We start from the raw sequence: 26561 nt of genomic DNA, 5'->3' as shown, positions 1-26561 counted from the left end.
TTCCAAAAGGTGCATAACTCGAGTACATTGCATTTTTCGGCCCTTTTCGATGACGCAAGGGTGCATAACTCGACGACTTTGCACCACAGAGACGCCTCAACGCGCGAACAGCAAGCGGTGGAGCTCCCTGCGCCGAGGCTCCCACGTGTCCCAGACCGCGCTTCGCCTCTTGCCCAAGGCCTTCGCCACCATCGTCGCGACGCGCTCGAACTCGTAGTAGTTCGAGGCCTGGGCCCAGGTGAGCGTGATGACGCGCGTGCCGAGCTGCTGTATGCCGTTGCGCCGGATCGCATCCCTCGAGATGTCGCGCTCGCCACGGTGATGCAGGTCGCTGTCGTACTCGATCGAGATGCGCGCTCGCGGCCAGCACAGATCCGGCACGTACGCCGACTGGGGCAGCGCCTGCCTGTCTTCTCGCGCCACTTCGAACCGCCTGTTCAGCAAGGGCTTCTCGACGCCGAACCCGCCCATGCGCGGGTCGAACACCATGGCCTCGGCAATGTCGGTCTCCACGGGGGACAGCGAATTGTCGCACACATAGCGCAGGGCCTTCCGCAGAGCGCCTTCTCCGCGAACGCGCCCAAGCTGGCCACGCTCGTCGCGGGCGGGCGCTCGATGAAGTCCCCCCTTCTGCCGTTCGGAAGGCGGTACCATCCGCAGAGCTCGTAGAGAAGCTCCACGAAGAACGGGAACCGCTCCTCCGGGGCCGCCATAGCGCACGCCAGTTCAGGTGAGGCGACCAGCACGTCGCGGGAAACCCGTTCAAAGGAGGCGGCCGGGAGGGATACCGAACATACATGGAACGCCACCTTTGAGCATCGTCGACGCGAGGAAGCGGCGGACACAAGAAGGTGGACGGGTTCAGAAAGCCAGGAGAGGCCGGCTTCCTTGATGGAGACGGCATCGGCAACCTTGAACTCGGAAGCGGCATCGGCGCCGCCGAAAGGAAGGGCGGCTCGCGATCGACGACTGGGCCCGAACGGGGTCTTCCTCCAATATTCCAGCGCAGAAGGGCCGGCAATGTACAAGGTCATAGGGGCGATCCTTTCGATGGGGATCTTTTTACAATGACCTTATTTTACCTGATCAAAAGCTATTTTTTTGCGTGACTTGCGCTTGGAATCCGCTTGGTTTCCGCTGGATCTGCGCTTGATCTACGCTAGATCTACGCTGGATTTCTGCTTGATTCGCGCTGGATTTGCGCTGGATTTGCCTGCCGTTCAATCCAGCTGAGTGACCCAGTGCGGGTCGTGGTGGGCTTCGAAGCAGAGGCGCACTTGGGCCTCGGAGGTCTTCGGCTCGCAGAGCGGCGGGAGGGCGTCTAAGGGGAAATAGCCGCTCGCCGAAGTCTCGATGTTCTCCTGGAAGCTGCCGCCCACGGCCTCGCACTCGATGAACACGACGCACACGGAATGGACGAACTTCGGCACGTTGCGCTTGGCGCGGTCCTGAAGCGCGATCACGCGGCGGGGGATCACCTCGAGGCCGGCCTCCTCGCGCGCCTCCTTGGCCACGTTCTCGGCAAGCGAAAGCCCCACGTCGGCCCAGCCCCCGGGCAGCGACCAGCGCCCGTCGCGCTCCTGCACCAGCAGGATGCCCTCGCCCTCGAACACGGCGGCGCGCACGTCGATCTTCGGCGTCTGATAGCCCGCCTCGTCGCAGAAGAGCGGCCGCACCTCGTCCACGGGCATCTCGGCGCCGCGGGCCACCATCTCGGCCGCGATCTCGCGCACGCGCTCGAAGCGCTCGATGTCGAAGTCGTCCCGCCCGTAGGCGAGCCCCGCCTGCGCGATGGCCTGCAACTCCACCGCCCAGTCGAGCCAGGTGCCCGATCCGCCCATGTCGGCCTGCGCCTTAGTTGAACTTGAAGATCTTCTGGGCCATGCGGTAGCCGGTGATGCCTATCTTGCGGCCGAGCTGGGTGGGCAGGTTCGTGCCCATGTTCAGCACGCTGCGGCGGATGCGGCGGTAGACGTCCGGGTTCTTCTCCTTGAGGTAGTCCCAGATGGCCTCGCGCTTGTCCTCGGCCTCGTCGGTGTCTATCATGCGCAGGAAGATGGAGCAGATGCACATCATCATGGACAGATAGTTCTCCATGTAGCGCTCCAGGCGCTTCTCGGGCACGGCGTCGGGCAGGCGCACGGCGTCGATCATGAGGCGCGTCACGCGCAGCTGCTGGTCGATGCGGCCGATCATCACGTTCTCGTTCACGCTCTGGTCCTCGCGGCCGATGAAGTAGCGGTACATGTCCACGTCGCGGTAGTAGATGGTCTTCACGTGCGGCAGCGGCACGTACACGAAGATGTTGTCCACGTAGAACGTGTGCTTGGGCAGCTGAAGGCCGATGTCCTTGAGCAGCTGCGTGCGATAAATGACCGAGTGCATGAGCAGGTACTGGCTCTGGCCGAAATGCCCCGCCTCGTCCCAGCCGAACTCGCGCCCCTCGGGGAACACGTTGCGGTAGTGCATGACGGTGCGCGCGCCCTCGGACACCTTCTCGTACACGTAGTTGCCGATGACGAGGTCGGTGGGCGCGGAAGCTTCCGTCTGGCGGCGCAGATAGGCCATGATCTCGGCCATGGCGCGCTCGTCGAGCCAGTCGTCGGAGTCCACCACCTTGAAGTACAGGCCGGTCGCGTTCGCGAGGCCCGTGTTCACCGCCTGGCCGTGGCCGCCGTTCTCCTGGTGCACGGCCTTGATGATGCCGGGGTGCTTCTCGGCCCACGCGTCGGCCTTGGCGGGCGTGTCGTCCTTCGTGGAGCCGTCGTCCACGATGATGATCTCGATGTCGTCGCCGCACGCGAGGATGGACTCGATGCAGTGGTCCATATACTCGGCCGAGTTGTAGCACGGTATGGCGAAGCTGACGGTCTTCATGGCGATCCCCCCTACCCCACCAGCTGGTCGGCCAAATCGAGGGCGCGGCCGATGATGACGTCCATGTTGTAGTAGCGGTACTCGGCCAGACGTCCCAGCGGATGGAAGTTCGGCAGCGACTTCGTCAGCGCGCGGTAGCGCTCGTAGTGCGCCTCGTTCTCCTCGTTGATGATGGCGTAGTACGGCGTTTGCACCTTCGGGTTCTCGTAGGCGTGGCTGTACTCCTTCATGATGGTGGTCTTCGCGCACTGCTGGCCCGTGAGATGCTTGAACTCCGTGATGCGCGTGTAGTCTTCGGTCACCGTGAAGTTCACCGTGCCGCAGGGCAGCACGTGCTCGGCGTCGCGCGTCTCGTACACGAAGTCGAGGGTGCGGTACGGCAGACGGCCGAAGCGCGACAGGAACAGCTCGTCGAGCGGCCCGGTGTACACGATGGGCCCCTCGAAGGGCTCGTCCTTGATGTTGATGGCGGATAGCGGCGCGTTCTCGTCGTCGCTGGCGAACTCGAGGTCGAACACGCTCTCGGCCTCGGTGCTCAGGCATACGCGGATGTTCTCGTGGTCGAGCATGCGCTCGAACAGCGGCGTGTAGCCCTCGGCCGGCATGCCCTGGAAGGCATCCTGGAAGTAGCGGTTGTCGCGCGAGATGAACACGGGCACGCGCGCCGTGACGGAGGGGTCGACCTCTTCGGGCGTGAGGCCCCACTGCTTCTGCGTGTAGTAGAGGAACACGTTCTTGTACACGAAGTCGGCGATCTCGGAGAGCTCCGGGTCGTCTTGGGCGCGCAGCTCGGTGATGGTCACCTTGCGCTCGTCGCCGAACGTGTCGATGAGCTTCTGGGTGAGGCGGCCTGCGCGCTCCTCGCCGAAGGCGATCTCCATCGAGTTCTTGTTGAACGGCACGGGCAGGTAGGTGCCGTACCAGTCGGCCAGCACCTCGTGCTGGTAGTCGCGCCATTCGGTGAAGCGGCGCACGTAGCGGAAGGCGCGCTCGTCGTTGGTGTGGAAGATGTGCGGCCCGTAGCGGTGCACGAGCACGCCGGCCTCGTCGAGCTCGTCGTACATGTTGCCGCCGACGTGCGGGCGCTTCTCGATCACGAGCACGCGCTTGCCTCCGCGCTCGGCCAGCTCGCGTGCCATCACGCTGCCGGCGAACCCGCTGCCGACGACCACTGCGTCGAAGTCGTCCCCGCCGAGATCCTTGAAGTCGCAGTACCGCACACCCATGGCGCACCTTTCCTCGTCTTTCGAAATCATGCGGGCGAGAACCCGCAGGAACCGTCCTTGGAAGGGGCGCCTTCGCCCCGCCAAATGAACCGGAGGCTATTTTACCGAAAAGGGGAGGCGGTGCGTGGATTATCATACGAAGCGGACAAATTCCGAGAATGGATAAGACCGCGCCCGCCCGGCGGCGCGCGGCTGCGAAAGGACGGTGCCATGAGCTCATTCCTCGACTCCATGCTGGCCCGCGCGAAGGCGGACAAGCAGACCATCGTGCTGCCCGAAGGCGATGACGAGCGAACGCTCGCCGCGGCCGAGCGCATCCTGGCCGACGGCGTGGCCGACCTCGTGATCCTGGGCGACGCCGAGGCCATCGAGGCGAGTCCCTACGCGCTCGACGGCGCCCGCATCGTCGATGTGCGCGCGGCCGAGGAGCGCGCCGGGTTCGCAGCCGCCCTCTACGAGCTGCGCCGCCACAAGGGCATGACGCCCGAGCAGGCCGAGGCGCTCATGGACGATGTGCTGTACTTCGGCGTGATGATGGTGAAGCAGGGCCTGGCCGACGGCATGGTGGCCGGCGCGTGCCACGCCACGGGCGACGTGCTGCGCCCCTGCCTGCAGATTTTGAAGACCGCGCCCGGCGTGAAGCTGGTCAGCTCGTTCTTCGTGATGGTGGTGCCCGATTGCGACCTGGGCCAAGAGGGCACGTTCCTGTTCAGCGACTGCGGCCTGGAGGTACAGCCCGACGCGGAGAAGCTCGCGCACATCGCCGTGAACTCCGCGAAGTCCTGGCGCACGCTCATGGGTACCGAGCCCGCCGTGGCGCTGCTGTCGCATTCGAGCTACGGCTCCGCGAAGAACGCCGACGCGGCCAAGGTGGTGGAGGCGACCGCGCTCGCCCGCGAGCTCGCGCCCGAGCTCGACCTGGACGGCGAGCTGCAGCTCGACGCCGCCATCGTACCCGAGGTGGGCGCGAGCAAGGCGCCCGACTCGCCGGTGGCCGGACGTGCCAACGTGCTCGTGTTCCCCGACCTCGACGCCGGCAACATCGGCTACAAGCTGGTGCAGCGCCTGGCCCGCGCCGAAGCGTACGGCCCGGTGACGCAGGGCATCGCCGCGCCCGTGAACGACCTGTCGCGCGGCTGCACCGCCGACGACATCGTGGGCGTCATCGCCATCACCTGCGTCCAAGCCCAGGCGAAGAAAGCCGAGTAGCGAACCGAGCGGAGGCCGCTCTCCTCGCCCATGCGAAGGGAGCGGCCTCCGTGCGCGGAAAACCCCGGCCTGTGGCAGAAATCGACGGAATGATCATTTGGAAGCCCCGCATCGGCCCGAGAAGGCATCGGTTCGTCGACCGTCTTTCCCGTCGATTTCTGCCGCGAACGAAGGTTCTGACTCCCTTCTGACGCGCAATCCGGCGACCGCTTCCCACTGCACGCGAATCGGGGCTGCCTGACACGAAAACCCCCGTCGTGAAAGGATCTCGGCGATCCGCGCGTGCGCCGAAGTTACGCGAACTGGGAAAACGCTGAGGACTGCTGCTCGCATCCAAAAGCGAAGGCGAGGGACGCATTCTCCGTGATGAAAAAGATGTCGCCTCGTTTGCGATCCGCCGCTCCTCAACCTGCATCGCCGTACGGCGCTGCTATAATCCCCTTATGATACGCAGCGCCGACATATACGAGCTCCGGCTCTTCGACACCACGCTCGCGCGGTTCTCCTTCGGCGAGTTCGACCCCGTTGTGCTGCACGAGTTCGACGAATCGCGGACGGACGTCATGCCCGCCGGCATGCGGCTCGACGACGAGGGCCTGTGGCGCTGGCTGTCCAGCCGCGCCATTCCGCAGAACCGGCGCTTCGCAACCGAGCTCTGCCGTTCGCTCGGCCTCTCCCCCAACGACCGCAGCGGCATCATCGCGGCGAGCTTGGGCCTTTCGCTCAACGACTCGTACTGGATCGTGCCGGAGGGCTTCGGCGGCACCTTCGCCGAGTGCAACCTGTTCGAGAACGGGTTCTCCGAAGTGCTCGCCGCTGTGGCGTACACGGGCGTCGTCAGCAACCTGCAGGGCCTCACGCCCTCCACGCCCGAGCTCACCACGAACGGCAACCTGAGGAAGGCCTGGCGCATCGAAGCGGATGGCACGCGCCGTCTGTACAAAGGGTCGACCGACGAGGGCAACGGCGTGGGCGAGGCGCGCGTGGAGTTCCTGGCTTCGCAAGTCGCGCAGGCGATGGGGCTCGACGCGGTGCGCTACGACCTGGCGCGTTGGAGCGGAGAGGACACGGCTGCATGCTCGACTTGCGCCTGCTTCTGCACGCCCGAGACCTCCTACGTGCCCCAGGCGCTCGCCTTCGGGGACACGTCGCATGTGGGCGCCGTCAGGACGTACCTCGGTTGGAACGACGAGCAGTTCGAGCGCTACGCGTCGATGATGGTGTTCGACGCGCTCATCTGCAACACCGACCGCCACCTCACGAACTTCGGCATCCTGCGCGACAGTCGCACGGGCACGTATCTGGGCACCGCGCCCATCTTCGACAACGGACGCTCGCTGCTGTTCAACCTCTCGTTCGACCAGGCCGGGGATCTCGCCCGCGAAGCGCGGTTCGCCTTGCCGTCCTGGCCGCAGGTCACGTTCGAGGAGCAGGCGCGCCGCCTTATGGGAGCCGAGCAGAAGGCCCAGCTCGAGCGCCTGGCTGACTTCGAGTTCGCGAACAGCGACAAGGCGCCCTTCCCCGAGGGCTACCTGCGGAGCCTCGCCGCGTTCGTGCGCCGGCGCGCTGAGGAGCTTGCGGCATGCCCGGACGTGCCGCGCGAAGCCCTGCGCGCAGCCGTCCGGAAGCGGTAGGGCTAGCGGAATCGCTTATATCCAGAATCTCACCCGAACAGGTCGAACAGCTCGGGGCGGCTGTGGACGTTCAGCTTCCGGTACACATGGCGGATGTGCGACTTCGCCGTGCCGTTGGCGATGACCAGCTCGGCTGCTATCTCGCTGGCCGAGCGCTTCTGCAGAAGCAGCGTGAGCACCTCCTTCTCACGCGCGCCCAGATTGCGCTCCTGCGACACGCGATCGATCTCAGCGAGCGTGCGCACGGGAAGCGCGGCCTGCTCGTCCATATCCTCGCCGTAGTGGAACAGCTCGCCCAGCCTGCGCGGAACGATACCGTTTTTGATGCAAAGGATCATCGCACCGATGACCGCGAGTATAGACAGCAGCACCATGATGTCGTTCGCGTGCGCCTCTCCCGAAAGCGCACAGAGGATGCCGCCGATGCGGGCCGTGATGCACCCGCACGAGAATGCGAGCATAAGCAGCAGGAATGCACGGCAGGCCCGCCGATCGTCCCCTTGAGTCTGCGCGCACAGCAGCACCACCGCATACACCAGGAACATGAACAGCCCCACCACGGCCAGATCGAACGTGATAACGGGATCCACCCGCAGAAACGATGCCGTGATGGTGGCGGTTGCCACCACCGGCACCGCGATGTTCAGCAGCGAAAACGCCGTGAAGCTCTTCAACGTGAGCAACAGCACGCACACCAGCAGAAACGGCGCGAAGAACGCCCCCGTCGCAAACGACGCCTGGCCGCCCTCTAGCTCCGCGAAGGCGATGCCAACCTGAAACGCCACACTGAACAGGAACATCGCCACGTACACATAGGCGAAGGCACCTTTATGCGGCAAAGATTCTTCGGGGATGCGCTCGGCATCCACCACTGAAAACGCCTTCATGCGCAGCGACAGCGTGCCGGTTCCAAGGAACAGCAGAACCGCCATCGAGACGAATCGCTGCACGTCGGCCATGCCTGAGAGGAGCCACATGCCGAACGAGCCGAAAAGCGCGGAAAGCAGCACATTCCACACGATGACGATCACCGGAAAGGCGGCGTGCACCCGCAGCCATGAAGTAGTGACCAACGGCAGGTATACACCGAACAGCAAGCCGCTCACCCAGTCCATCACGGCAGGAGGCCTTGTATTCGCCATACCCAGCACGAGATAGAAGAACAGGGACACCAGAACGCATATGCTCGTCACCCAGAGCGACGGCGTCCGCATACACGCCGGACGGCCCCCGCGCAGGACAAGCAAGAGAATGGCAGATGTCATAGCTCCCGCCACGAAGGCGGCATCGGTATAGGACACCATGAGAGCCGTCGTGTGGGTCATGGCCGGCGAAAAGAACACGTAGCCGACGAATGCGAAATTGCATGCCGTCCCCATGAGCAGGTTAGCTGAATTGATATCCCTGAATCGGCCCCCGACTTCTAGGAGCAGCCCCCTGATCGTTTGGGGCAATGCCGGATGAACCATACGCGATCCCCTCCCCTTGGCATTACCTCTGTAATTAACCACATAACGCTTCGCTGCGCTAGTGCTAAATCGAAGTCGATGGTGGGTTAGCGGGGGTTAGCGGGCCAGGTTATCAAATTGACCTGCTAAAACATTCATATTACCCATCCCGCTAACCCCCGTGCTCGCCTTATGGTGCACCTCAAGCCGCGATTGGTGGCAGCCTCGGCTTCATGCCAAGGCTCGAGGGAACGCGGGTATTCGAGCACTAGGAGGGATTCGAATGGGAGAGTTCACGCGAAGGGATTTCCTGAAGGGGTCGGCATTGGGAGCGGTATCGATGGCAGGCCTGGGAGCGCTTGCTGGATGCGCGCCCCAGGGCGGCGGCTCGGGCGGCACTGCCGCAGGAGACGGCCCCACATTCGCCGACACCATCGCCTGGGACGGCGAGTACGACGTCGTGGTGCTCGGCTTCGGCGCAGCGGGTGCGGCTTCGGCGCGTTACGCGGCTAAAGAGGGAGCGAAAGTCCTGCTGGTGGACAAGGCCCCGCTTGGCAACGAGGGCGGCAACACCCGCTACTGCGGCCAGTTCATCCAGTATTCAGACGACAAGGAGGCCATGAAGAAGTACTTCAACGGCCTGGCCGCCGGCCACGACTTCCCAGAAGATGTGGCCGAGACATACTGCCAGGGCCTCACCGAGACGAAGCGGATGCTCATCGACGACTTTGACATACCCGAGGAGAACTTCCTCAGCTGGAAGACCGACGAATGCAAGCTGCTACCCTTGATCGCGAACTTCATCCCCGAGTATCCGGAGATCGAGGGCGGCGACAAGCTCGACCTTCTCACCGTATCGCGCGAAGAGCAGGGGTATGCGCACCTATGGAACGCCTACCGCACGAAGGTCATGAGCCTCTCCGATCAGATAGACGTCTGGTTCACCGCCCCGGCAACCCATCTGTTCCAAGACCCGGTGAGCAAAGCCGTCATCGGCGTCGAGATAGAGCATGAAGGCAAGACCGTGAACATACGGGCGCTGAACGGCGTGGTGCTGGCCCTCGGCGGGTTCGAGAACAACGCCGCCATGGCCGAGTCGTATCTGGGCCTTACGAAGTTCTCCGTCTCCGGCACGCTCTTCAACACCGGCGACGGCATCAAGCTGGGCGCTGAGGTAGGCGCCGACTTCTGGCACATGGAGGCCTACGAGGGCAACTGCTTCACCTGGGGCGGCGTGTCCTTCCCCACTCAGCCCAACGAGCACAATCTGCGTGCAGGCATCAACAACCCCTACTTGGGCATCGGCAGCATCATCCTGGTGGGCGAAGAGGGGCAGCGCTATCTCACTGAAAGCGCCACCGCTCGCCACGGGCACATGCCCTTCAACGGCGAATGGGTCATGGTGAAGCGCCCCGCCACTACCTACGTGGTGTTCGACCAGGCGCAGCTGGAGTACATCGACTCCATGAAGGGCATCCCTGACAACAAGCGCGACACCTTGGTAAAGGCCGACACCATCGCCGAGTTGGAGAAGTCGCTCGGCATGCCCGAGGGACGGCTCCAGCAGACCGTCGCCGGATACAACGCCGCGGCGAAGAGCGGCGTGGATCCCGATTTCAACCGCACGGCCGAGTCCATGCGCCCCTTCGCGGATGCCGGCCCCTATTACGCATTCGAGATCGTGCAGGCCATACTCAACACCCAGGGCGGCCCGCGACGCAACGGAAACGCAGAGGTGCTGGGCACCGATGGCGAGCCCATCCCTCATTTCTACAGCGCAGGCGAGTGCGGCGGCATTACCTCGTTCCAGTACAACGGCGGAGGCAACATGGCCGAATGCCTCATCTTCGGTCGCGCGGCCGGCATCAATGCCGCCGCCCCCAAGGATCCGCTGCCGCCGCTGCCCACAAATGTGGCATCCGACATCCAGTTCACCCAGGGAAGCGGCTCGGGGCAGCGTGACACCGATCCGTCCACCGTTTCAGCGGGCACGAACGAATACATCGGCTCCTCCACGTCCGGTATGGGCGGCCAGATGATCCTGAAGGTAACCAAGGAAGGTGGCAAGATAACGAAGATCGACTTCGTCGAGCAGCACGAGACGGCAGGCATCGGCGGCCCGGCGCTGGAGGCCCTTCCGCAGGCCATCATCGATGCCAACTCCCCCGATGTCGATGTGGTGACCGGCGCTACTATGTCGAGCCGCGGTATCATCGATGCCGTGAAAGACGCGCTCTCGAAAGCGTAGGCCGATATCTTCACCCCTCCCTTGAAAACAGGAAGACGGGTCCCACGGGCCCGTCTTCCTGTTTAAACGCCAGAAGCGGCTTCCAGTTGAGAGTGCCGCCGTAGCCGTTAGGCCAGCATGGCATCCTCGTCGAACACGTCGCCCTCGACGCGCATCTTCTCGTGGACGATGTCGTAGGTGTCGCGGGCTATCATGTACTCCTCGTTCGTGGGGATGATGATGATCTTCACCTGCGAGCTGTCGGCCGAGATCTCGCGCTCGAAGCCGCGCTGGCGGTTGCGCTCCTCGTCGAGGATGATCCCTAAGGGCTGCAGGCCCGAGAAGATCATGCGGCGCATCTTCTCGCAGTTCTCGCCGACGCCGGCCGTGAGCACGATGGCGTCCACGCCGCCCATGACGGCGATGTAGCTTCCGATGTACTTCTTCACCGAGTTCGAGTACATGTCGTAGGCCAGCATCGCGCGCTCGTGGCCCTGCTCGGAGGCCGTGCGCACGCTGCGCAGGTCGTTGGAGATGCCGGAGATGCCCAAGAGGCCCGACTGCTTGTTCATGAGGTCGTTCATCTCGGCGGCCGAGAGGCCCTCGTGCTCCATGACGAACGGCACGATGGCCGGGTCGATGGCGCCGCAGCGCGTGCCCATCATGAGGCCGTCGAGCGGAGTCAGGCCCATGGACGTGTCCACCGCCACGCCGTGGTCGATGGCGCTCATGGAGCAGCCGTTGCCCAGATGGCACGTGATGAGCTTGAGGTCCTCGAGCGGCTCATCGAGCACGGCGGCCGCGCGCTCGGAGATGTAGCGATGGCTCGTGCCGTGCGCGCCGTACTTGCGGATGGCGTACTTCTCGTACAGCTCGTAGGGCAAGGGGTACATGTAGGCCTTCGGCGGCAGCGTCTGGAAGAACGACGTGTCGAACACGGCCACCATGGGCACGTCGGGCATGTGCTTCATGCACGCGTGGATGCCCATGAGCGCCGCCTTGTTGTGCAGCGGCGCGAGCTCGGCCAGCTCGTCGATCTTGCCGATGACGTCGTCGTCGATGAGCACCGAGCGGTCGAAGTACTTGCCGCCCTGCACGATGCGGTGGCCTACGGCGTCGATCTCGTCGAGCGAGTCGATGGCCTTCGTGGAGCCCGAGGTGAGGGACTCGAGCACGAGCGCCATGGCGTCGTCATGGTCGGCCATCTTCGCGTCGATGACCACCTCGTTCTCGTCCAGGCCGTGCTTGTGGAACGCCTCGGCCGAGCCCACGCGCTCGCAGATGCCCTTGGCCAGCAGCTCCTGGTGCTCGACGTTGACCAACTGGTACTTCAAGGAAGATGATCCCGCATTGATGACTAGAACGTTCAACGGCCTGCCTCCTTCGTTTTCCTAAAGCACCTATTTTAGGGGCGAGGGGAATGACCCGGACGCAAACGCACCGCTCCGTCGGCAAGCGGCGCGCCGCTCACCGAAAAGCCCCTCGAGCCTACGAGGCCGACGGGTCGCCGGAGTTCATGGGGGCGCCGCCCAGGACGTGCACGTGGATGTGGTGCACGGACTGCTGCGCGTCGTCGTTGGTGTTCACGATCACGCGGTAGCCGCTCTCGGCGATCCCCTTGATGTCGGCCACCTTCCTCACGGTGTTGAACAGGTAGCCCAGCTCCTCGTCGGGGATGGAGTCGCCGATGTTGTCGTAGTGCTCCTTCGGCACGATAAGGGTGTGCACGGGCATCTGCGGGCTCACGTCCTCGAACGCGAGCACCCGCTCGTCCTCGTACACCTTCGCCGACGGGATCTCCCCCGCCACGATCTTGCAGAACAGGCAGTCGTCCTTGCGCATGGTGCTTCCTCCTTCTCCCTATGACAGCGTGGCGTCGCGGGCGGCGTCGTCGGCGTCGGCCACCAGCTCGCCCATCAGCACGTCCACCTTCTGCTGCGCCTCGGTGAGGCGGCTCTGCAGCGCCGCGAGCAGCGCCACGCCGCGCTCGTAGCTGCCAAGGCTCTCCTCAAGCTCCAGCGTGTTGCTCTCGAGCACCCCCACGATGCCATCCAGCTCGGCCATGGCCTCGCGAAACGTCAGCTCCTCGATGGGCCTTGGGCCCTCGCATTCCGTCATGACTCCTCCTCCCACTCGATCATCTCCGTATCGATGCGCCGCGCGGCCTCCACGCGGCAGACGAGCACGCCGTCGGCCACGGACACGTCCACCGCGTCGCCCGCCGACACGCCCTCGACGCTCTTGACCACCGCGCCCTCGGGCGTGCGCGCGATGGCGTAGCCGCGTCCGAGCACCGCGAGCGGCGACAGGTCGTGCAGCCGCGCTGCCGCCACGGCCGCCTGCTGCGAGAAGCGCGGCACGAGCGCCCCGCCGCAGGCCGCGAGCCGCTCGCGGCATCGCGCTATCCGCGCGCCCTCGCGCTCCACGGCCGCCGGCATGGCGCGCGCGAGCCGCTCCCGCTGGCGCGCCACCTGGAGCCTGTCGCGCTCGAGGTTGGCGGGAATGGCCCGGAACAGGCGGTCGGCCGCCAGATCGAGCGTCTGCGCCTCGGTGGCGAACAGCAGCTGCGCGTCGCAGAACAGGGGCCTCGTCGCGCAGCGGCGCACCTCCGCGCCGGCCCGCTCGATGGCGCGCCCGGCGCAGGCGGAGAGCGTCCGCGCACGGGCGGCGAAGTGGCCCTCGAGGCTCTCGCGCGCCGGGCTCACCGCCTCGGCGGCGGCGGTGGGCGTCGAGGCGCGCACGTCGGCCACCATGTCGGCGATGGACGTGTCGGGCTCGTGCCCGATGCCCGTCACCACCGGCACGGGGCAGCGCGAGATGGTGCGCGCCAGCCGCTCGTCGTTGAACGGCATGAGATCCTCGAACGAGCCGCCGCCGCGCACGACGAGCACCACCTCGGCGCCGGCCACCACCACCTGGCGCATGCCCTCCACCAGGCCCGCCGGCGCGGTCGCGCCCTCAACCGCCACGCCCGCCAGAAGCACGCGCGCGAGCGGGAACCGGCGGCGCAGCGTCCGCAGCACGTCGTGCACGGCCGCACCGCGCGGGGACGTCACCAGGCCGATGACGTCGGGATACGCGGGCAGCGGCCGCTTGCGCGCCGGGTCCATCAGCCCCTCGGCCTCCAGTTTGCGCGCGAGCTCGGCCACCTTGAGGCGCAAATCGCCCTCGCCGGCCAAGGCGAGCGAGAACACGTCGAAGTTCATGCGCCCCTTCGGCGCGTACAGCGTGAAGCGCCCGGTCAGCTCCACGAGCTGCCCCACGCGCAGCGCCACCCCCGCCGCCTGGAACCGGTTGTTCCACATCATGCAGGGAAGAGAAGCGCATCTGTCCTTCACGGTGAAGTACACGGCCTTGTAGCCGGGCTTGTTGGACACCTCGGACACCTCGCCCACGAGGCGCACGACCACGCCCTCGAGCGCGCCCTTCGCGAGCGCCATCGCGCCCGACACGGACAGGGGCTTAGCCGCCCCCGCGCCCGCTTCCCCTGCGAGCCTCTCCCCCATGGCCGCCCCGCTACTCGCGGTTCTGGCTGAGCAGCCAGAGCAGCTGCAGGATGGAGGTGAGCGCGGCCGCCACGTAGGTGAGCGCGCAGGCGCGCAGCACGCTGAACGAGCCGGCCTGCTCGGCCTGCGGAAGGCCCGTCGAGCCCATGTAGACCATCGCGCGCCGCGACGCGTCGAACTCCACCGGCAGCGTGACCAGCTGGAAAATGACCACCGCCGCGTACATGATGATGGCGAGCATCGTGAGCTGGGCGATCTGCATGAAGATGCCCAGCATCAAGAGGAAGATCCAGGCGTTCGACGCGAGGTTCACCACCGGCACGAGCGCGCCGCGGATCTTCATGGGCGCGAAGCCCTGCGCGTACTGGTAGGCGTGCCCCACCTCGTGGCAGGCCGTGGCCGTGGCCGTGATGGAGCGGCCCTCGTAGGCGTCGGGCGAGAGCGTGACCGAGTTGGTGCGCGGGTCGAAGAAGTCCTGGCCCGGGCCGCCGCGATGCACCTCCACGCCGGTGATGCCGTAATACGAAAGCATCCGGCGCGCCGCGTCGGCACCGGTGAGGCCCGTGGAGATGGGCACCCGCGAGTACTTCTTGAGCTGCGAGTTCACGTACCAGGTGGCGAACCCGCCGATGATGAGCGTGACGATGACCAGCATCCAGTAGCCGCCGCTGACTCCGAAAAACATGTCGTTCTCACTCCTTCAGGGGTGACGTGCGCGGCCGCGTCCGGGCCGCTTCTCTTCGTTCCCCGCCATTATACTGGAGCCGGAACAGCCCCCGGCGACCCCGCGGATTCACCGTGAAAGATTCGTAACTCGCCGCACACATCGCGCCCACGCGCGCCGGGCCGTCAATCCCGGCGCTCCACCTTGACGTCGCCCGCCTCCAGGCTGAGCGCGAGCTTGCCGTCGAGCAGGTCCAGAAGCTCCTCCCCCACGAGCGCGCGGCGCCACCCGCGCAAAAGGTCCACTCCCTCGCGGTAGCCGCGCGCCACCCGCGCGAGGTCGTCGTGGCTGGCCAGCGTGGGGAACGCCACGTCGTTCTGCTTGGCGCGCAGGCGCACGAGCGCGCACATGAGGTCCATCTCCGCGTCCACGTTGGGCTCGTTCCTGCTGCAGCGGTCGAGCTCCGGCCAGGTGTCGGGCGTGGCGTTGAGCGCCGAAGTGATGAGCGCCACCACCGTGCGCGCGTCCTTCGTGGCCAGGCGGTCGGACATGCCGCGCACCATGAACAGCTCGTCGATGGTGCGCGCCTCGCGCTTGCACGCCTCCACGATCTGCTCGTCGGTGATCACCCACTTGCGGGGCACGTCGCGGCGCTGCGCCTCCAGCTCGCGCCAGGCGGCCACCTCGCGCGCGGCCGAGAGCTGCCGGCGCGACAGCTGCGAGACGCGCTTGAGCCGGCGGTAGCGCTCGCGCTCGTTGGTCTGGTAGCGGGCCGGGTCGGCCAGCTCCTCGAAGTCGCGGTCGAGCCAGGACAGACGCCCCTTCCGCTCGAGCTGGGCGCGCATCCGCTCGTACATGCGGGGCAGGTACACCACGTCGTCGGCGGCGTACTCCAGCTGGGAGCGCGAAAGCGGGCGGCGCGACCAGTCGGTGAACGAGTCGATCTTCTTCAGCATCACGCCGCACTCCGCATGGACGAGCGCCGCGTAGCCGATCTGCTGGGTGTGGCCGAGCAGCGCCGCCGCCACCTGCGTGTCGAAGAGCGGCCGGGGCAGCACGCCCACCTCGCGCAGCAGGATCTCGAGGTCCTGGCTGCCCGCATGGAACAGCTTCATGACGTTCTCGTTCTCCAGCAGCGGGGCGAGTACCCTGAGATCGTCCACCGCGAAGGGGTCCACGATGGCCGTCTCCTCGTCGGTGGCCAGCTGGAGCAGGCAGAGCTTGGCATAGTAGGTCTTCTCGCGCAGGAACTCCGTGTCGATGGCGAGCACGCTCGAGGCCATGGCGCGCTCGACGAACGCCGCGAGGTTTTCTTGGTTTGCTATGTACACCGAGGGTTCCTTACCTTGTTTCCTGCTCCATGTTGTACCATGCCATCATAGCAATTGAAAGGGATCCTGTGAAACTGCTCGTCATCAACAACCTGTCCTCGGGGTTCGGCGAAGGCGCCGTGTACGACTTCATGCGCTCGTTCGTGCACGATGGCGACGAGGTGTGCCTGCGCTCCACCGACGGGGCCACGGCCGTGAGCAGCCTTCTGCACGATGCCTCGTCCTTCGACGCCGTCGTCGCGAGCGGCGGGGACGGCACGGTGGCCACCGTGAGCTACACGCTGGCCGGATCAGGCATCCCCGTGCTGCCCTTCCCCGCGGGCACGGCCAACCTGCTCGCGCTCAACCTGGCCTCGCCCATGGAGCCCCACGCGCTGGCGAAGATGGTGCGCGAGGGCCGCACGCTCGACTTCGACCTGGGCGAGATCGAGGTGGCGGGCCGCCGGTTCGGCTTCGGCATCATGGCCGGCGCGGGCTACGACGCGGCCATCATGCACGGCGCCGAGGCCGGCAAGCGCCTGTTCGGGCCCATGGCCTACATCTCGGCCGCCATCGCCAACCCGATGCCGCAGAAGTCCCGCTTCGCCATCGACCTCGACGGCAGGCGCGTGGAGAGCGAGGGCCTGGGCATCCTGCTCGTGAACTTCTCGAAGATCCAGTTCGACATCACGGTCACGCACGGCAACGAGCCCCGCGACGGCGAGTTCGACGTGGTGGTGCTCAAGGCCAAGACCGCCTTCGACCTGATCCCGGCCGTGTTCGCGGGGCTGCTCGACCGCGGCGGCGACTGGCCCGGCCGCACCGACGCCCTCGAGATCCACCGCGCCCGCCAGGTGCGCGTTGAGGCCGACCCTCCCATGGAGGTGCAGTACGACGGCGAGGCCACGCGGCTCATGACGCCGTTCTCCGCGCGCGTCATGCCCCGCGCCGCCCGCCTGTTCGTGAGCGAGGAGGGCTTCAACCAGTTCGCCGAATGGGAGTGAGCGGTGTGGGGCGTGACAGGGGGGCGTCCCGTCCCCCTGTCACGCCCCTGCCTCGCCCCGAAGGCTACTTCTGCTCGCCGGGCTCCTCGTCGACGACCTCGGCCTCCACTTCGATCTCCATGGGGGCGCTGAACGTCTGGCCGGCCGTGTCCGAGGTGGCCATCAGCTCGCGGAACGACGTGGCGTCCTCGCCCACCATGGGCATCATGACGTACACGTTGTTGCCGATGATGACCGGCGTGATGCGCTCGCGTCGCGCCTCGCCCTCCCGCTTCGCGCCGCTTCTCCCCTGCTTCTCCTGCTCGGCGGCGTCGCGGCGCATATCCTCGAGCATCTGGGCGCGCACCGAGTCGATCTGCTCGGCGGTCTGGTTCTTCCAGCGCTCCTTGCGCCAGGCCAGGTAGTTCGCGTTGTAGCGCATCTGGATGAGCTCGAGCACGATGCAGAACACCATGGCGAAGTACACGATGAGCTTCTCGAGCGGCATGTGCATCATCTCGATGCCGGTGTGGAAGCCGGCGGCGTCCATCACGAGCAGCGCGCCGATTGCCACGATGAACGTGAGCGCGAGCATCTTCATCTCGGGGTGGCCGTTGATGAAGTTGGAGATGGGGTCGATGAAGGCCATCATGAGGAACACGGCCAGCATGACGGCGATGATCATGATGATGAGGTGGTCGGCCATGCCCACGGCGGTGATGACCGAGTCGATGGAGAACACGAGGTCCATGACCATGATGGTGCCCACGGCCTGCGGCAGCGTGATCATGTGCAGCGCTTTGTGGTCCTCGGAGTGCGCGGCCTTGACCTCCGTGAGGCGCAGCGTGTCGCGCAGCTCGATGATGCCCTTGTATATAAGGTAGGCGCCGCCGATGAGCAGCACGAGGTCGCGCACCGAGTAGCCGTGCTCGTACGCGCCGAAGCTCACGGTGAACAGCGCCGTGGTCATATGCACGAGGTACGACGCGAAGCACAAGAACACGATGCGCATGATGAGCGCGCCGGCCAGGCCCAGCTTGCGGCCGATGTGCTGCTTTTCCGCCGGTAGGCGGTTGGTGGTGATGGAGATGAACACGAGGTTGTCCACGCCGAGCACGATCTCCAGGAAGATGAGCGTGATCAGGCTGATCCACGCCTCCGGCGTCGAGAAGATTGAAAGGTCCACGGGTCGTCTGCTCCTATCGTCAAAGTCCGGCATTGCCCGCGGACGCAGAGAATCCACAAAAAAAGACTCATAGCGCAGCCGCACGCACAGGTGCGGTCGCGCCATGAGTCTCGTTATTTCAGACACGCCAGGCCGAAGGCCATGATGTTGAACGTGCCGCACGCACCTGCGGCGCATGCCAACTACTCCCCCACGGGCGTCAGGTATCCTATCACGATGCCCCCAGCTGGGCAATGCTATAATGCCCAAAGCACACAAACCGCCTTCGGGCAGACAGGCCATACGCGGCAGGAGACGCAATGCTTTTCAACTCCCAGAGAAACGACTACGTGGATGCGGGCGGACCGGTCCGCTACCTCGACGACACGGGCCTGAAGCGGCCCCTCAGCGCGCCGAAGCCCCAGATGGCGCTCATGGTCCTGTTTGTGGTGGCCGCGGCCGCCATCGGGTGGCTGCTTCTGCACAACGTGCTCGACGCAGTCAACGGATCCGCCGCGCGCACCCAGGCGAGCGTCGAGGAGAACCTCGCGCGCGAGGTGTCCTACGACCTGCCGCTGCTCGCATCGCTCGCCCCGCTCGACGACGAGACCATCAAGCAGACGTTCACGGACGCGGGCTACACGACCGTGCAGATGTCCTCGGAGGAGGACTTCCCCACCGGCGGCTTCGAGCTGGTGAAGCTGCCCTCCGACGTGACCGAGGTCGAGGCCGGCCTCATGTACGCCAAGGGCATCGGGTCGCTCGGCGCCGCCGACGCCGCGCGCCTGCTGAAGGGCTCGTGGACCCTCACGGTGGATCGCGGCGAGGCGCTCGACATGCGCGTGCGCTACGCCGACTTCGACTCCGGAAGCGTCGAGGCGGCCGTCCAGGCGGCCGTGGCCTCCGAAGGGTTCGACCCCGCCACCGTGGCCGAGGACGGCCAGGGCGTCGACGAGGTGGGCAACACGTTCATGACCGGCACCGTCGACGTGGACGGGACCTCCTACGCGTGGCGCGTGTCGGCCATCGCGCTCTCCGAGGTCTACGACATCTCCGGCCTGCCCGACACGGCCGTCTACGTGGGCATCCGCCTGACCGCGTAAGACGCGGCGTGGCAGAGTGAAGGCGTGACAGGGGGACTCCATCGTTTTCCCTCGTCGAAGTTATTCTCAAGTAAAAACAGAATAAAACCCTAGTCCCGCAGAGGGATTTCTCCTCCCAACCCACGGACATACCCCGATAGGCACGCGGCGCCTTCGAGGAGCATGATACGTGGCGAGGAAGAGGAGATTCCATGAAATTATCGAGCGTCATAGCCGGTGCGTCTGCCGCTATCGTGGCCTTCCAGGCCGCGGCGTACGCCTATGCCGGCGAGGCGGACCTTCTCCGGCCGCCCGGCGCCCACGGCGAGAAGGACTTCCTGTCGCGCTGCGTCAAGTGCGGCAAGTGCATCGAGGCCTGCCCCTACCGGGCGCTGCATGCGGCCGGCAACGGCGACGGCATGGCCGTGGGAACCCCCTACGTCGACGCGCGCGAGCAGGCCTGCCGCCTGTGCGAGGACTTCCCCTGCGTGAACGCGTGCCCCACCGACGCGCTGCGCGACATCGAGAAGCGCCCGGACGTGCGCATGGGCGTCGCCGTCATCGACGAGGAGGCGTGCATCGCGTTCCAGGGCATGCGCTGCGAGGTGTGCTACCGAGCCTGCCCCCTCATCGACGAAGCCATCGTCATCGATTACCGCATGCGCGAGGGAGACGCCATCCATTCGGTGTTCGCCCCGGTCATCGTCGAGGACAAGTGCGTGGGCTGCGGCCTGTGCGTCGAGCGCTGCGTGGTGAGCGAGCCCGTGGTGGCCGTGCGCATCGCGAGCGACGCGGAGCGTGCGCGGGGCGCGGGCGCCTGAGCGCGAAGCCGCCCTGCGCGGCGAGAGCATGGTTTTCCAAACCGTTGGAGGACGGGTGGAAGATAGAAGAGCGAATAACGGGAGTAAGAGGAGGGATGTCATGGACATCACAAGGCGAGGATTCGTCAAGGCCACGGCGGTTGCGCTCGCAAGCGCGGCTGCGGCCGGCACCATGTCGTCGCTCGTAGGATGCGCAAGCGGCGAGGGCCAGCAGGCTTCCGCCGACGGCGAGGGCCAGAAGTACACGGCCGTCTGCCGCTTCTGCGGCTGCGGCTGCGGCGTCATCTGCGAGGTCAAGGACAACAAGCTGGTCAGCGTCACGGGCGACCCGGACAACGAGTCCAACCGCGGCCTCAACTGCGTGAAGGGCTACTACCTGGCGAAGATCCTCTACGGAGACGACCGCCTGACCACGCCGCTCATCCGCGAGGACAAGTCGACGAAGGGCACCGAGGAAGGCCTGCGCGAAGCCACGTGGGACGAGGCGCTCGAACTCGTCGCCTCCAAGCTCAAGGAGACGTGGAAGGCCGACAAGAGCCGGCTCGCCTTCTGGCTCTCCGGCCAGCAGCCCATCACGGAGGGCTACGCCTGCGCCAAGTTCATCAAGGCGGGCCTGCTGTCCAACAACGTGGACCCGAACGCGCGCCTGTGCATGGCCAGCGCCGTCGTGGGCTTCATGAACGTGTTCCAGACCGACGAGCCCGCCGGCAGCTACAGCGACCTCGACGAGGCCGACGTGTTCATCACCTGGGGCGCCAACATGGCCGAAGCGCACCCGATGCTCTACTCGCGCCTGACCGCCCGCAAGATCTCGGGCCAGGGCGTCAAGCACTACGACCTGGGCACCATCAGGACGCGCACGAGCGCGAGCGCCGACAAGACCATGATCTTCAAGCCCAACACCGACCTGGCCATCGCAAACTGCATCGCCAACTACCTCGTGCAGAACAAGAAGTACGACGAGGCGTTCGTCACCGACCATCTGCAGTTCAAGCAGGGCACCGAGAACATCGGCAACGCCACCGACGACGGCTATGACGGAAGCGACCTCGGCAAGTCCGTGGATAAGGTGAACCCCATCACGTTCGAGGAGTACGCCGCGCGCCTCGAGCCCTACACCTTCGAGTACACCTCCAAGCTCTCCGGCGTGGCCGTCGAGGACCTCAAAGAGCTCGCCGAGGTGTTTGCCGACCCGAAGGCCAAGGTCATGAGCCTGTGGACCATGGGCGTGAACCAGCACAACCGCGGCACGTGGATGAACCACAACATCTACAACATCCACCTGCTCTCCGGCAAGATCGCCCAGCCCGGCTGCGGCCCCTTCTCGCTGACCGGCCAGCCCACCGCCTGCGGCACCGCCCGCGAGGTCGGCACGTTCTCGCACCGCCTGCCCGCCGACCTGCTGGTGGCCAACGCGCAGCATCGCCGCTACACCGAGGCCATCTGGGATCTTCCCGAGGGCTACCTCGACGAGATCCAGAAGCCCGGCTTCCACACGGTGAAGATCTTCCGCGAGCTGTCCAAGGGCAACATCGACTTTCTGTGGAGCGCGCACAACAACTGGGCGCAGTCCATGCCCAACCTCACCCGCTTCCTCGGACGCGGCGACAAGAAGGGCGTGTTCGACGCGTTCATCGTGGTCAACGAGGTGTACCCCACCCTGTCCACGCAGTACGCCGACGTCGTGCTCCCGGTGGCGCTCTGGGTGGAGCGCGAGGGCCAGTTCGGCAACGCCGAGCGCCGCAGCGCCATCTTCGAGAAGGCCGTGGACGCGCCGGGCGAGGCCAAGTGGGACCTGTGGGCGTTCATGGAAGTTGCGCGCCGCGTGCTCGAGGGCGAGACGATCGACGGCAAGGACTCCTTCGACCACCTGTTCGGCTTCATCTACGACAAGGACGCCGCAAACTTCAAGAACGACGACCGCGAGACGAACCGCCTGCTGTGGGAGGAGTACCGCATCTTCTCCAACCCCGACATGAACGAGAAGGCCAAGGCCATCAACGACGACGCCGACGGCAAGTTCGAGGCCAAGCTCAAGATGGAGGCCAAGCAGCTGGCTCCCTACGAGGAGTACCTGGCCCACCACGGCATGACGTGGCCCGTGCGCAACGTCGACGGTAAGTGGATGTCCACCAAGTGGCGCTTCGCGGCCGGCAAGCAGGCCGACGGCTTCGACGAGGTCGGCGTGAAGCAGTACGGCAAGGAGGGCATGGCGAAGGGCGTCAGCTTCTACAAGTCCGCCAAGCTCAAGCCCTCCGTGGTGTTCCGCCCCTACGAGCCGCCGGCGGAGGAGCCCGACAACGAGTACCCGTTCTACTTCGTCACCGGACGCTTGCTGGAGCACTGGCACACCGGCACGATGACCCGCCGCGTGCCCGAGCTCGACCGCGCGCTGCCCGAGGCCCTGCTCAACATGAGCCCCGAGGACTGCGCCAAGCTCGACATCCTGGACGGCGACATGGTGAAGGTGAAGTCGCGCTTCGGCGAGTTCGACATCAAGGTGTCCACGGCCGGCCGCACCGAGCCGCCCGCAGGCGTGGTGTTCGCCCCCTTCTTCGCGGAGGAGACGCTCGTCAACCTGGCCGTGCAGGACACGTACTGCCCGCTGTCCAAGGAACCGGATTACAAAAAGACCTGCGTGTCCATCACGAAGCTGTAGGGGGAAGACGATGAAGAAGCACATGATAACCGCCGCCCTCGTGCTGGCGATGGCGATGGGCCTGGGCTCGGTTGCCGGGTGCAGCCAGGAAGCCCCGAAAGAGGACGTGAACGCGAACGTGCCGGCCGGCGCCCCGCCGCTCATGCCGACGAGCCACGAGGGCCGCTTCGAGTCGCTCGGGGCCGCCGGGTGCTACGGCTGCCACGGCGCGTCCGAGCGCTCCAACCCGATGCTCGCGGACGCCACGGCGCTGCCCGCCGACCACTACGCCGGCGGCGACGCGGGTTCCTTCGAGATGGACCCGACCCACGAGCAGTGCAATACCTGCCATGCGCAGGCGTAAGGAAACCCTCTTGCCGCTCCGAGCCCGCCGCTTGGGCTCGGAGCGGGACGGACTTACCCGACGGGCGGCTCGAATTCCCTCGCACCCGCCCGTCTTTCTCCCCTTGTCCCGCCCTCTCTCCCCAGAGGGCGGGCTCCGGGAGCCCCACATGAACGTTAGGAGCAGCATCATGGTCATTTCAAGCCTGGTCGTGGAGACGGCACCCGAGCACACCGACGACGTGGCGCGCGAGCTCTCCGGCCGCGAAGGCGTGGAGGTCCACGAGAAGAACGACTACAAGCTTGTGGTCACCATCGAGGCCGAGACGGTGGACGACTCCCACGGCATCGCGAGCTCTTTCATCGGCATCGAAGGCGTGACCGGCATCAACCTCGTGTACGCGAACTTCGAGGACGACCCCACGCTCGCGAAGGCCGGGCAGCGATGAGCGACGTGCCGAAGCGGACGCGGCGCTGGACCGTCGCGCGGCATGCCGTGCAGGCAGCGGCCCTCGCGTTGTTCGCGGTGCCGCTGCTCGTCGCGGGATGGGGCCTTCTCGGCCTCGGCTCCGGCGGCGAGGAGGCCATGGCGACGCCGGCGGGTCTGCCGTTCTTCGGCAGCCTGTCCTCGTCGACCGTCTTCGGGATCGAGGTGCTCGACCCGTTCGCGATGCTGCAGGTGGCCGCGGCCTCCAAGACGTTCGCGCTCGATTGGCTTATCGCCGCGCTGCCGGTACTCGTGGTGTACGGCCTCGTGCGCGGGCGCGCGTTCTGCGGCTGGGTGTGCCCGGTCAACCTGCTGCTCGAGATCATGGACGCCGTGCGGCGCAAGCTGGGCATCGAAGTGCGCGAGGCGCCGGTGCCGCGCCATGCGAAGCTCGGGATCGCGCTCGCCGTGCTCGTGCTGTCCGCGCTGTTCAGCGTGCCGGTGTTCGAGGCCTTCTCGCCCGTGAGCGCCCTCAACAAGGGCCTTTTGTTCGGCGCGGTCACGGGCCTGTGGGTGCTTCTGGCCATCGTGCTGGCGGAGCTGTTCTGGGGGCATCGCGTGTGGTGCCGCGCCCTCTGCCCGCTCGGCGGCTTCTATCAGGCGCTCGGCCGCGTCGGACAGGTGAACGTGCGCTTCGACCGCGAGGCCTGCATCCACTGCGACGCGTGCAAGCAGGCGTGCCTCGCCGATCCGGCCATCCTCGATCCGGTGCTCACCGAGCGCGACGTCATCGTGCGCGCGGGCGACTGCATGGCGTGCGGGTCATGCGTGGACGCCTGCCCCACCAAGGCGCTCGCCTTCGGCCTGGGCCGCAACCCGAAGCCCGCCCCCGCCGAGGAGCCGGCTGCGGAGACCGCGTAGTCGCACTTGTCATCCTGAGCGAGCGAAGCGAGTCGAAGGATCTTCGACGAAGCGCGTTCAAACAGGTTGAAGATCCTTCGACTCCGGCCTTCGGCCTCCGCTCAGGATGACAAAGGTCACACGTTCAGAAGCTTGTGCCTCAGGGCATAGTCCACGAGGTCGGCGCGGGTCTTCAGGCCGAGCTTCTGGTAGATCTTCGAGCGGTGGGCCTCCACCGTCTTCACGGAGAGGTAGATCTGCTCGGAGATCTCCTTATTCGTGAAGCCCTTCGCCAGAAGCTGGAGTATCTCCAGCTCGCGGTTCGAAAGCTGCTGGTAGGAGCGGTCCTCCTCCTCGCCCGCGCCCACGAGCTGCTTGGTGAGCAGCGACGTCATCTTGGGATGGATGTAGCTGCCGCCCTCGGCCACGGCGTGCACCGCGGCCAGAAGCTCGTCGGAGGTGGAGTTCTTCAGCACGTAGCCCGCCGCCCCGCCGCGCAGGGTGTAGAACAGGTACTCGGGCTCGGCGAACATCGTGAGGATGACCACCTTCGTGGCCGGGAAGTCCTTCGCGATCTTCTCGCAGGCGATGAGCCCGCTCTGCCCCGGCGGCATCGAGATGTCCATGAGCAGGATGTCGGGCTTCTCGCGCGCCACGATGGCGTAGGCCTGCGCGCCGTCGGCCGCCTCCGCCACCACCCGGATGCCGGGATCCTGCTCGAGGATCATCTTGAAGCCCGCGCGCACCACCTCGTGGTCGTCTGCCAGCATGACGCGGATCATGATTCGACCTCCTTGCCCTCGACGACGTTCATCGGCGCGACGAGCGTGATCGTCGTGCCCCCAGGACCCGACTCCATCGTGAGCATCGCGCCGATGACGCTCGCGCGCTCGCGCATGCCCGACAGCCCGCAGCCGCTGCCCTTGATGACGGGCCGCTCGGTGTCGAACCCGCAGCCGTGGTCCACGACGGAGGCGTGCAGCCAGCCGTCGGCGTCCTCGAGCGAGACGTACACCTTGTCGGCCCCGGAATACTTGCACGCGTTCAGGATGGCCTCCTGGCAGATGCGGTAGGCCTGCGTCTCGAGCGCCTGGTCGAACCGCTCGCGCGACAGGCTGCCCTCGAACACGATCTCGGTGCCGTAGGTGCGCTCGAACACGGCGGCCTGCGAGCGCAGCGCGGCCACGAACCCCAGATGGTCGAGCGCGGAGGGGCGCAGCTCCACCGAGATGTTGTGCAGCTCGTCGAGGATGCGGTCGATGTTGTTGTTCGCGTCGGCCAGAAGCGCCGTCCCCTCGCCGTCGACGTGCGCGCCGAGCTGCTTGATGACGAACGACACGATGAGCAGCTCCTGCGCGATGCCGTCGTGCAGCTCGCGCGAGATGCGCTTGCGCTCGTCCTCCTGCGCGGCGATGACGCGCGAGAGCTCCGAGCGGATGAAGATGGGGTTGGCGGAGGTGTCGGCGCGCTTCTCCGCCGCGATGCTCTCGAAGTTCATGAAGTCGTCCGACACCACGCGCAGACCGCAGAGCTCGCCGCCCAAGTGCTCGATGAGCTGGCGGTACACCTCCTCGTGAGCCTCGCTCACCGTGCGGAACGCCGCGAGCAGCACCGCGACCACGCGCCCGTCGCGCATGAGCGGCAGCGCGCAGAAGCTGTGCAGGTCCTCGGCGAACACGATGGGATACGACGAGTACTCGCGCGGGTCGATCTCCTCGTCGATGTCGGTGAACATCATGGGCTTGCCGGCCTTGATGGTGATGCCGCCGATGCCGTGGCCGGGCGCGAGCACGATGCGCCGGTGGCGCTCGCCGGTGGCGCCGGCGCTGTAGATCCATTTGAGCGGCGCGCCGATGAACGCGGTGAGCCCGATGGATACGAAATCGAAGCCGAAGCGCTCCTTGATGCGCTCGACCGCGCGCGCGTACTCCTCGTTGCCGCCCGCGAGCGTGTCCTCGCTGAAGTTAGAAGCCCCCATAGAGCCTCCCCCGTTTTCTCCCGTATGCCTCATGGGCGCGCCCCGTCTCCTCGCGCGAGCGCGCCGCCCGTCGTCTAACGCTCCATTATCCCCCAAAACGCCCGGATTTGCACGGATTCCCCCG

At 66.1% G+C, this 26561-nt stretch carries 24 protein-coding genes; 10 read left to right on the top strand and 14 right to left on the bottom strand.

From position 1 onward, the window contains the following. Window positions 1-96 precede the first annotated feature (96 nt). The 4 genes from FX134_RS14715 to glf form a co-directional block, all read right to left on the bottom strand. On the bottom strand, window positions 97-537 hold the full coding sequence (locus FX134_RS14715; protein ID WP_232050807.1) for an endonuclease domain-containing protein: 441 nt from the start codon (window positions 535-537) through the stop codon (window positions 97-99). Window positions 538-1220: 683 nt separating this feature from the next. Then, a complete protein-coding gene (locus tag FX134_RS01525; RefSeq protein ID WP_080797213.1) occupies window positions 1221-1841 on the bottom strand; it encodes an NUDIX hydrolase N-terminal domain-containing protein in 621 nt (206 codons plus the stop codon). Between the two features lie 13 nt (window positions 1842-1854). After that, window positions 1855-2877 carry a glycosyltransferase family 2 protein gene (locus tag FX134_RS01520; protein ID WP_080797212.1) on the bottom strand — a complete coding sequence of 341 codons (1023 nt, stop codon included), beginning with the start codon at window positions 2875-2877 and terminating at the stop codon, window positions 1855-1857. Window positions 2878-2888: 11 nt separating this feature from the next. Further along, window positions 2889-4103: a UDP-galactopyranose mutase gene (glf, locus tag FX134_RS01515; RefSeq protein ID WP_080803635.1), complete on the bottom strand. Its 1215-nt coding sequence runs from the start codon at window positions 4101-4103 to the stop codon at window positions 2889-2891. Window positions 4104-4313: 210 nt separating this feature from the next. On the opposite strand from glf, the gene pta reads away from it, so the two are divergent. Together pta and FX134_RS01505 are read left to right on the top strand one after the other, a co-directional pair. Next, window positions 4314-5312 (top strand): phosphate acetyltransferase, encoded by a 999-nt coding sequence (gene pta / locus FX134_RS01510; protein ID WP_080797211.1) that lies wholly within the window; start codon window positions 4314-4316, stop codon window positions 5310-5312. 443 nt (window positions 5313-5755) lie between these two features. Continuing rightward, a complete protein-coding gene (locus FX134_RS01505; protein ID WP_080797210.1) occupies window positions 5756-6946 on the top strand; it encodes a HipA domain-containing protein in 1191 nt (396 codons plus the stop codon). A 29-nt stretch (window positions 6947-6975) separates the two neighbouring features. Here the strand turns inward: FX134_RS01505 and FX134_RS01500 are convergent, their stop codons facing one another. Continuing rightward, complete coding sequence (locus FX134_RS01500; protein ID WP_232050982.1) at window positions 6976-8061, bottom strand: helix-turn-helix transcriptional regulator; 1086 nt, start codon at window positions 8059-8061, stop codon at window positions 6976-6978. 658 nt (window positions 8062-8719) lie between these two features. Here FX134_RS01500 and FX134_RS01495 point away from each other — a divergent pair. Next, on the top strand, window positions 8720-10642 hold the full coding sequence (locus FX134_RS01495; protein ID WP_172623329.1) for an FAD-dependent oxidoreductase: 1923 nt from the start codon (window positions 8720-8722) through the stop codon (window positions 10640-10642). A 107-nt stretch (window positions 10643-10749) separates the two neighbouring features. On the opposite strand, the gene FX134_RS01490 is transcribed toward FX134_RS01495, so the two are convergent. The 6 genes from FX134_RS01490 to rnd form a co-directional block, all read right to left on the bottom strand. Beyond that, window positions 10750-11991 carry an acetate/propionate family kinase gene (locus FX134_RS01490; protein WP_080797207.1) on the bottom strand — a complete coding sequence of 414 codons (1242 nt, stop codon included), beginning with the start codon at window positions 11989-11991 and terminating at the stop codon, window positions 10750-10752. Window positions 11992-12109: 118 nt separating this feature from the next. Beyond that, window positions 12110-12463 (bottom strand): histidine triad nucleotide-binding protein, encoded by a 354-nt coding sequence (locus FX134_RS01485; RefSeq protein WP_080797206.1) that lies wholly within the window; start codon window positions 12461-12463, stop codon window positions 12110-12112. 18 nt (window positions 12464-12481) lie between these two features. Further along, on the bottom strand, window positions 12482-12739 hold the full coding sequence (gene xseB / locus FX134_RS01480) for an exodeoxyribonuclease VII small subunit (RefSeq protein WP_080797205.1): 258 nt from the start codon (window positions 12737-12739) through the stop codon (window positions 12482-12484). Next, a complete protein-coding gene (gene xseA, locus FX134_RS01475) occupies window positions 12736-14127 on the bottom strand; it encodes an exodeoxyribonuclease VII large subunit (RefSeq protein WP_080797204.1) in 1392 nt (463 codons plus the stop codon). The genes xseB and xseA overlap by 4 nt, the downstream gene beginning before the upstream one ends. A gap of 10 nt (window positions 14128-14137) precedes the next feature. Then, a complete protein-coding gene (locus FX134_RS01470; protein WP_080797203.1) occupies window positions 14138-14812 on the bottom strand; it encodes a zinc metallopeptidase in 675 nt (224 codons plus the stop codon). A 164-nt stretch (window positions 14813-14976) separates the two neighbouring features. Then, window positions 14977-16122, bottom strand: coding sequence for a ribonuclease D (rnd, locus tag FX134_RS01465; RefSeq protein ID WP_080797202.1), 1146 nt, complete (start codon window positions 16120-16122; stop codon window positions 14977-14979). Between the two features lie 68 nt (window positions 16123-16190). Between rnd and FX134_RS01460 the strand changes: the two genes are divergently transcribed. Further along, window positions 16191-17105, top strand: coding sequence for a diacylglycerol/lipid kinase family protein (locus FX134_RS01460; RefSeq protein WP_080797201.1), 915 nt, complete (start codon window positions 16191-16193; stop codon window positions 17103-17105). Window positions 17106-17169: 64 nt separating this feature from the next. On the opposite strand, the gene FX134_RS01455 is transcribed toward FX134_RS01460, so the two are convergent. Continuing rightward, window positions 17170-18270, bottom strand: coding sequence for a TerC family protein (locus tag FX134_RS01455; RefSeq protein WP_080797200.1), 1101 nt, complete (start codon window positions 18268-18270; stop codon window positions 17170-17172). Window positions 18271-18569: 299 nt separating this feature from the next. Between FX134_RS01455 and FX134_RS01450 the strand changes: the two genes are divergently transcribed. The 6 genes from FX134_RS01450 to FX134_RS01425 all read left to right on the top strand — a co-directional run bounded on the left by FX134_RS01450 (window position 18570) and on the right by FX134_RS01425 (window position 24480). Next, entirely contained in the window at window positions 18570-19352 is a 783-nt protein-coding gene (locus FX134_RS01450) for a teichoic acid transporter (RefSeq protein WP_080797199.1), read from the top strand. 191 nt (window positions 19353-19543) lie between these two features. After that, window positions 19544-20152 (top strand): 4Fe-4S dicluster domain-containing protein, encoded by a 609-nt coding sequence (locus tag FX134_RS01445; protein ID WP_080797198.1) that lies wholly within the window; start codon window positions 19544-19546, stop codon window positions 20150-20152. Window positions 20153-20252: 100 nt separating this feature from the next. Next, window positions 20253-22811: a nitrate reductase catalytic subunit NapA gene (gene napA / locus FX134_RS01440; protein ID WP_080797197.1), complete on the top strand. Its 2559-nt coding sequence runs from the start codon at window positions 20253-20255 to the stop codon at window positions 22809-22811. 10 nt (window positions 22812-22821) lie between these two features. Continuing rightward, entirely contained in the window at window positions 22822-23154 is a 333-nt protein-coding gene (locus tag FX134_RS01435) for a hypothetical protein (protein WP_080797196.1), read from the top strand. Between the two features lie 169 nt (window positions 23155-23323). Further along, a complete protein-coding gene (locus FX134_RS01430; RefSeq protein ID WP_080797195.1) occupies window positions 23324-23581 on the top strand; it encodes a chaperone NapD in 258 nt (85 codons plus the stop codon). Further along, entirely contained in the window at window positions 23578-24480 is a 903-nt protein-coding gene (locus tag FX134_RS01425) for a 4Fe-4S binding protein (RefSeq protein WP_080797194.1), read from the top strand. Before FX134_RS01430 ends, FX134_RS01425 begins: the two co-directional genes overlap by 4 nt. Before the next feature lie 116 nt (window positions 24481-24596). On the opposite strand, the gene FX134_RS01420 is transcribed toward FX134_RS01425, so the two are convergent. Then, complete coding sequence (locus tag FX134_RS01420) at window positions 24597-25241, bottom strand: response regulator (RefSeq protein WP_080797193.1); 645 nt, start codon at window positions 25239-25241, stop codon at window positions 24597-24599. Continuing rightward, entirely contained in the window at window positions 25238-26437 is a 1200-nt protein-coding gene (locus FX134_RS01415) for a GAF domain-containing sensor histidine kinase (RefSeq protein ID WP_080797192.1), read from the bottom strand. The genes FX134_RS01420 and FX134_RS01415 overlap by 4 nt, the downstream gene beginning before the upstream one ends. Window positions 26438-26561: the final 124 nt, after the last annotated feature.

This window comes from Arabiibacter massiliensis, assembly GCF_902386925.1.
GTDB classification, from domain to species: Bacteria; Actinomycetota; Coriobacteriia; order Coriobacteriales; family Eggerthellaceae; genus Arabiibacter; species Arabiibacter massiliensis.
Note: the sequence above shows the minus strand (reverse complement) of the source record. Positions and strands in the feature narration are given on the sequence as shown.

Coding starts and splice junctions, on each gene's coding strand:
- FX134_RS01525 (WP_080797213.1), bottom strand. CDS start 1,841: ATGGGCGGATCGGGCACCTGGCTCGACTGGGCGGTGGAGTTGCAGGCC.
- FX134_RS01520 (WP_080797212.1), bottom strand. CDS start 2,877: ATGAAGACCGTCAGCTTCGCCATACCGTGCTACAACTCGGCCGAGTAT.
- glf (WP_080803635.1), bottom strand. CDS start 4,103: ATGGGTGTGCGGTACTGCGACTTCAAGGATCTCGGCGGGGACGACTTC.
- pta (WP_080797211.1), top strand. CDS start 4,314: ATGAGCTCATTCCTCGACTCCATGCTGGCCCGCGCGAAGGCGGACAAG.
- FX134_RS01505 (WP_080797210.1), top strand. CDS start 5,756: ATGATACGCAGCGCCGACATATACGAGCTCCGGCTCTTCGACACCACG.
- FX134_RS01500 (WP_232050982.1), bottom strand. CDS start 8,061: ATGGACTGGGTGAGCGGCTTGCTGTTCGGTGTATACCTGCCGTTGGTC.
- FX134_RS01485 (WP_080797206.1), bottom strand. CDS start 12,463: ATGCGCAAGGACGACTGCCTGTTCTGCAAGATCGTGGCGGGGGAGATC.
- xseB (WP_080797205.1), bottom strand. CDS start 12,739: ATGACGGAATGCGAGGGCCCAAGGCCCATCGAGGAGCTGACGTTTCGC.
- xseA (WP_080797204.1), bottom strand. CDS start 14,127: ATGGGGGAGAGGCTCGCAGGGGAAGCGGGCGCGGGGGCGGCTAAGCCC.
- FX134_RS01470 (WP_080797203.1), bottom strand. CDS start 14,812: ATGTTTTTCGGAGTCAGCGGCGGCTACTGGATGCTGGTCATCGTCACG.
- FX134_RS01450 (WP_080797199.1), top strand. CDS start 18,570: ATGCTTTTCAACTCCCAGAGAAACGACTACGTGGATGCGGGCGGACCG.
- FX134_RS01445 (WP_080797198.1), top strand. CDS start 19,544: ATGAAATTATCGAGCGTCATAGCCGGTGCGTCTGCCGCTATCGTGGCC.
- napA (WP_080797197.1), top strand. CDS start 20,253: ATGGACATCACAAGGCGAGGATTCGTCAAGGCCACGGCGGTTGCGCTC.
- FX134_RS01435 (WP_080797196.1), top strand. CDS start 22,822: ATGAAGAAGCACATGATAACCGCCGCCCTCGTGCTGGCGATGGCGATG.
- FX134_RS01430 (WP_080797195.1), top strand. CDS start 23,324: ATGGTCATTTCAAGCCTGGTCGTGGAGACGGCACCCGAGCACACCGAC.
- FX134_RS01425 (WP_080797194.1), top strand. CDS start 23,578: ATGAGCGACGTGCCGAAGCGGACGCGGCGCTGGACCGTCGCGCGGCAT.
- FX134_RS01420 (WP_080797193.1), bottom strand. CDS start 25,241: ATGATCCGCGTCATGCTGGCAGACGACCACGAGGTGGTGCGCGCGGGC.
- FX134_RS01415 (WP_080797192.1), bottom strand. CDS start 26,437: ATGGGGGCTTCTAACTTCAGCGAGGACACGCTCGCGGGCGGCAACGAG.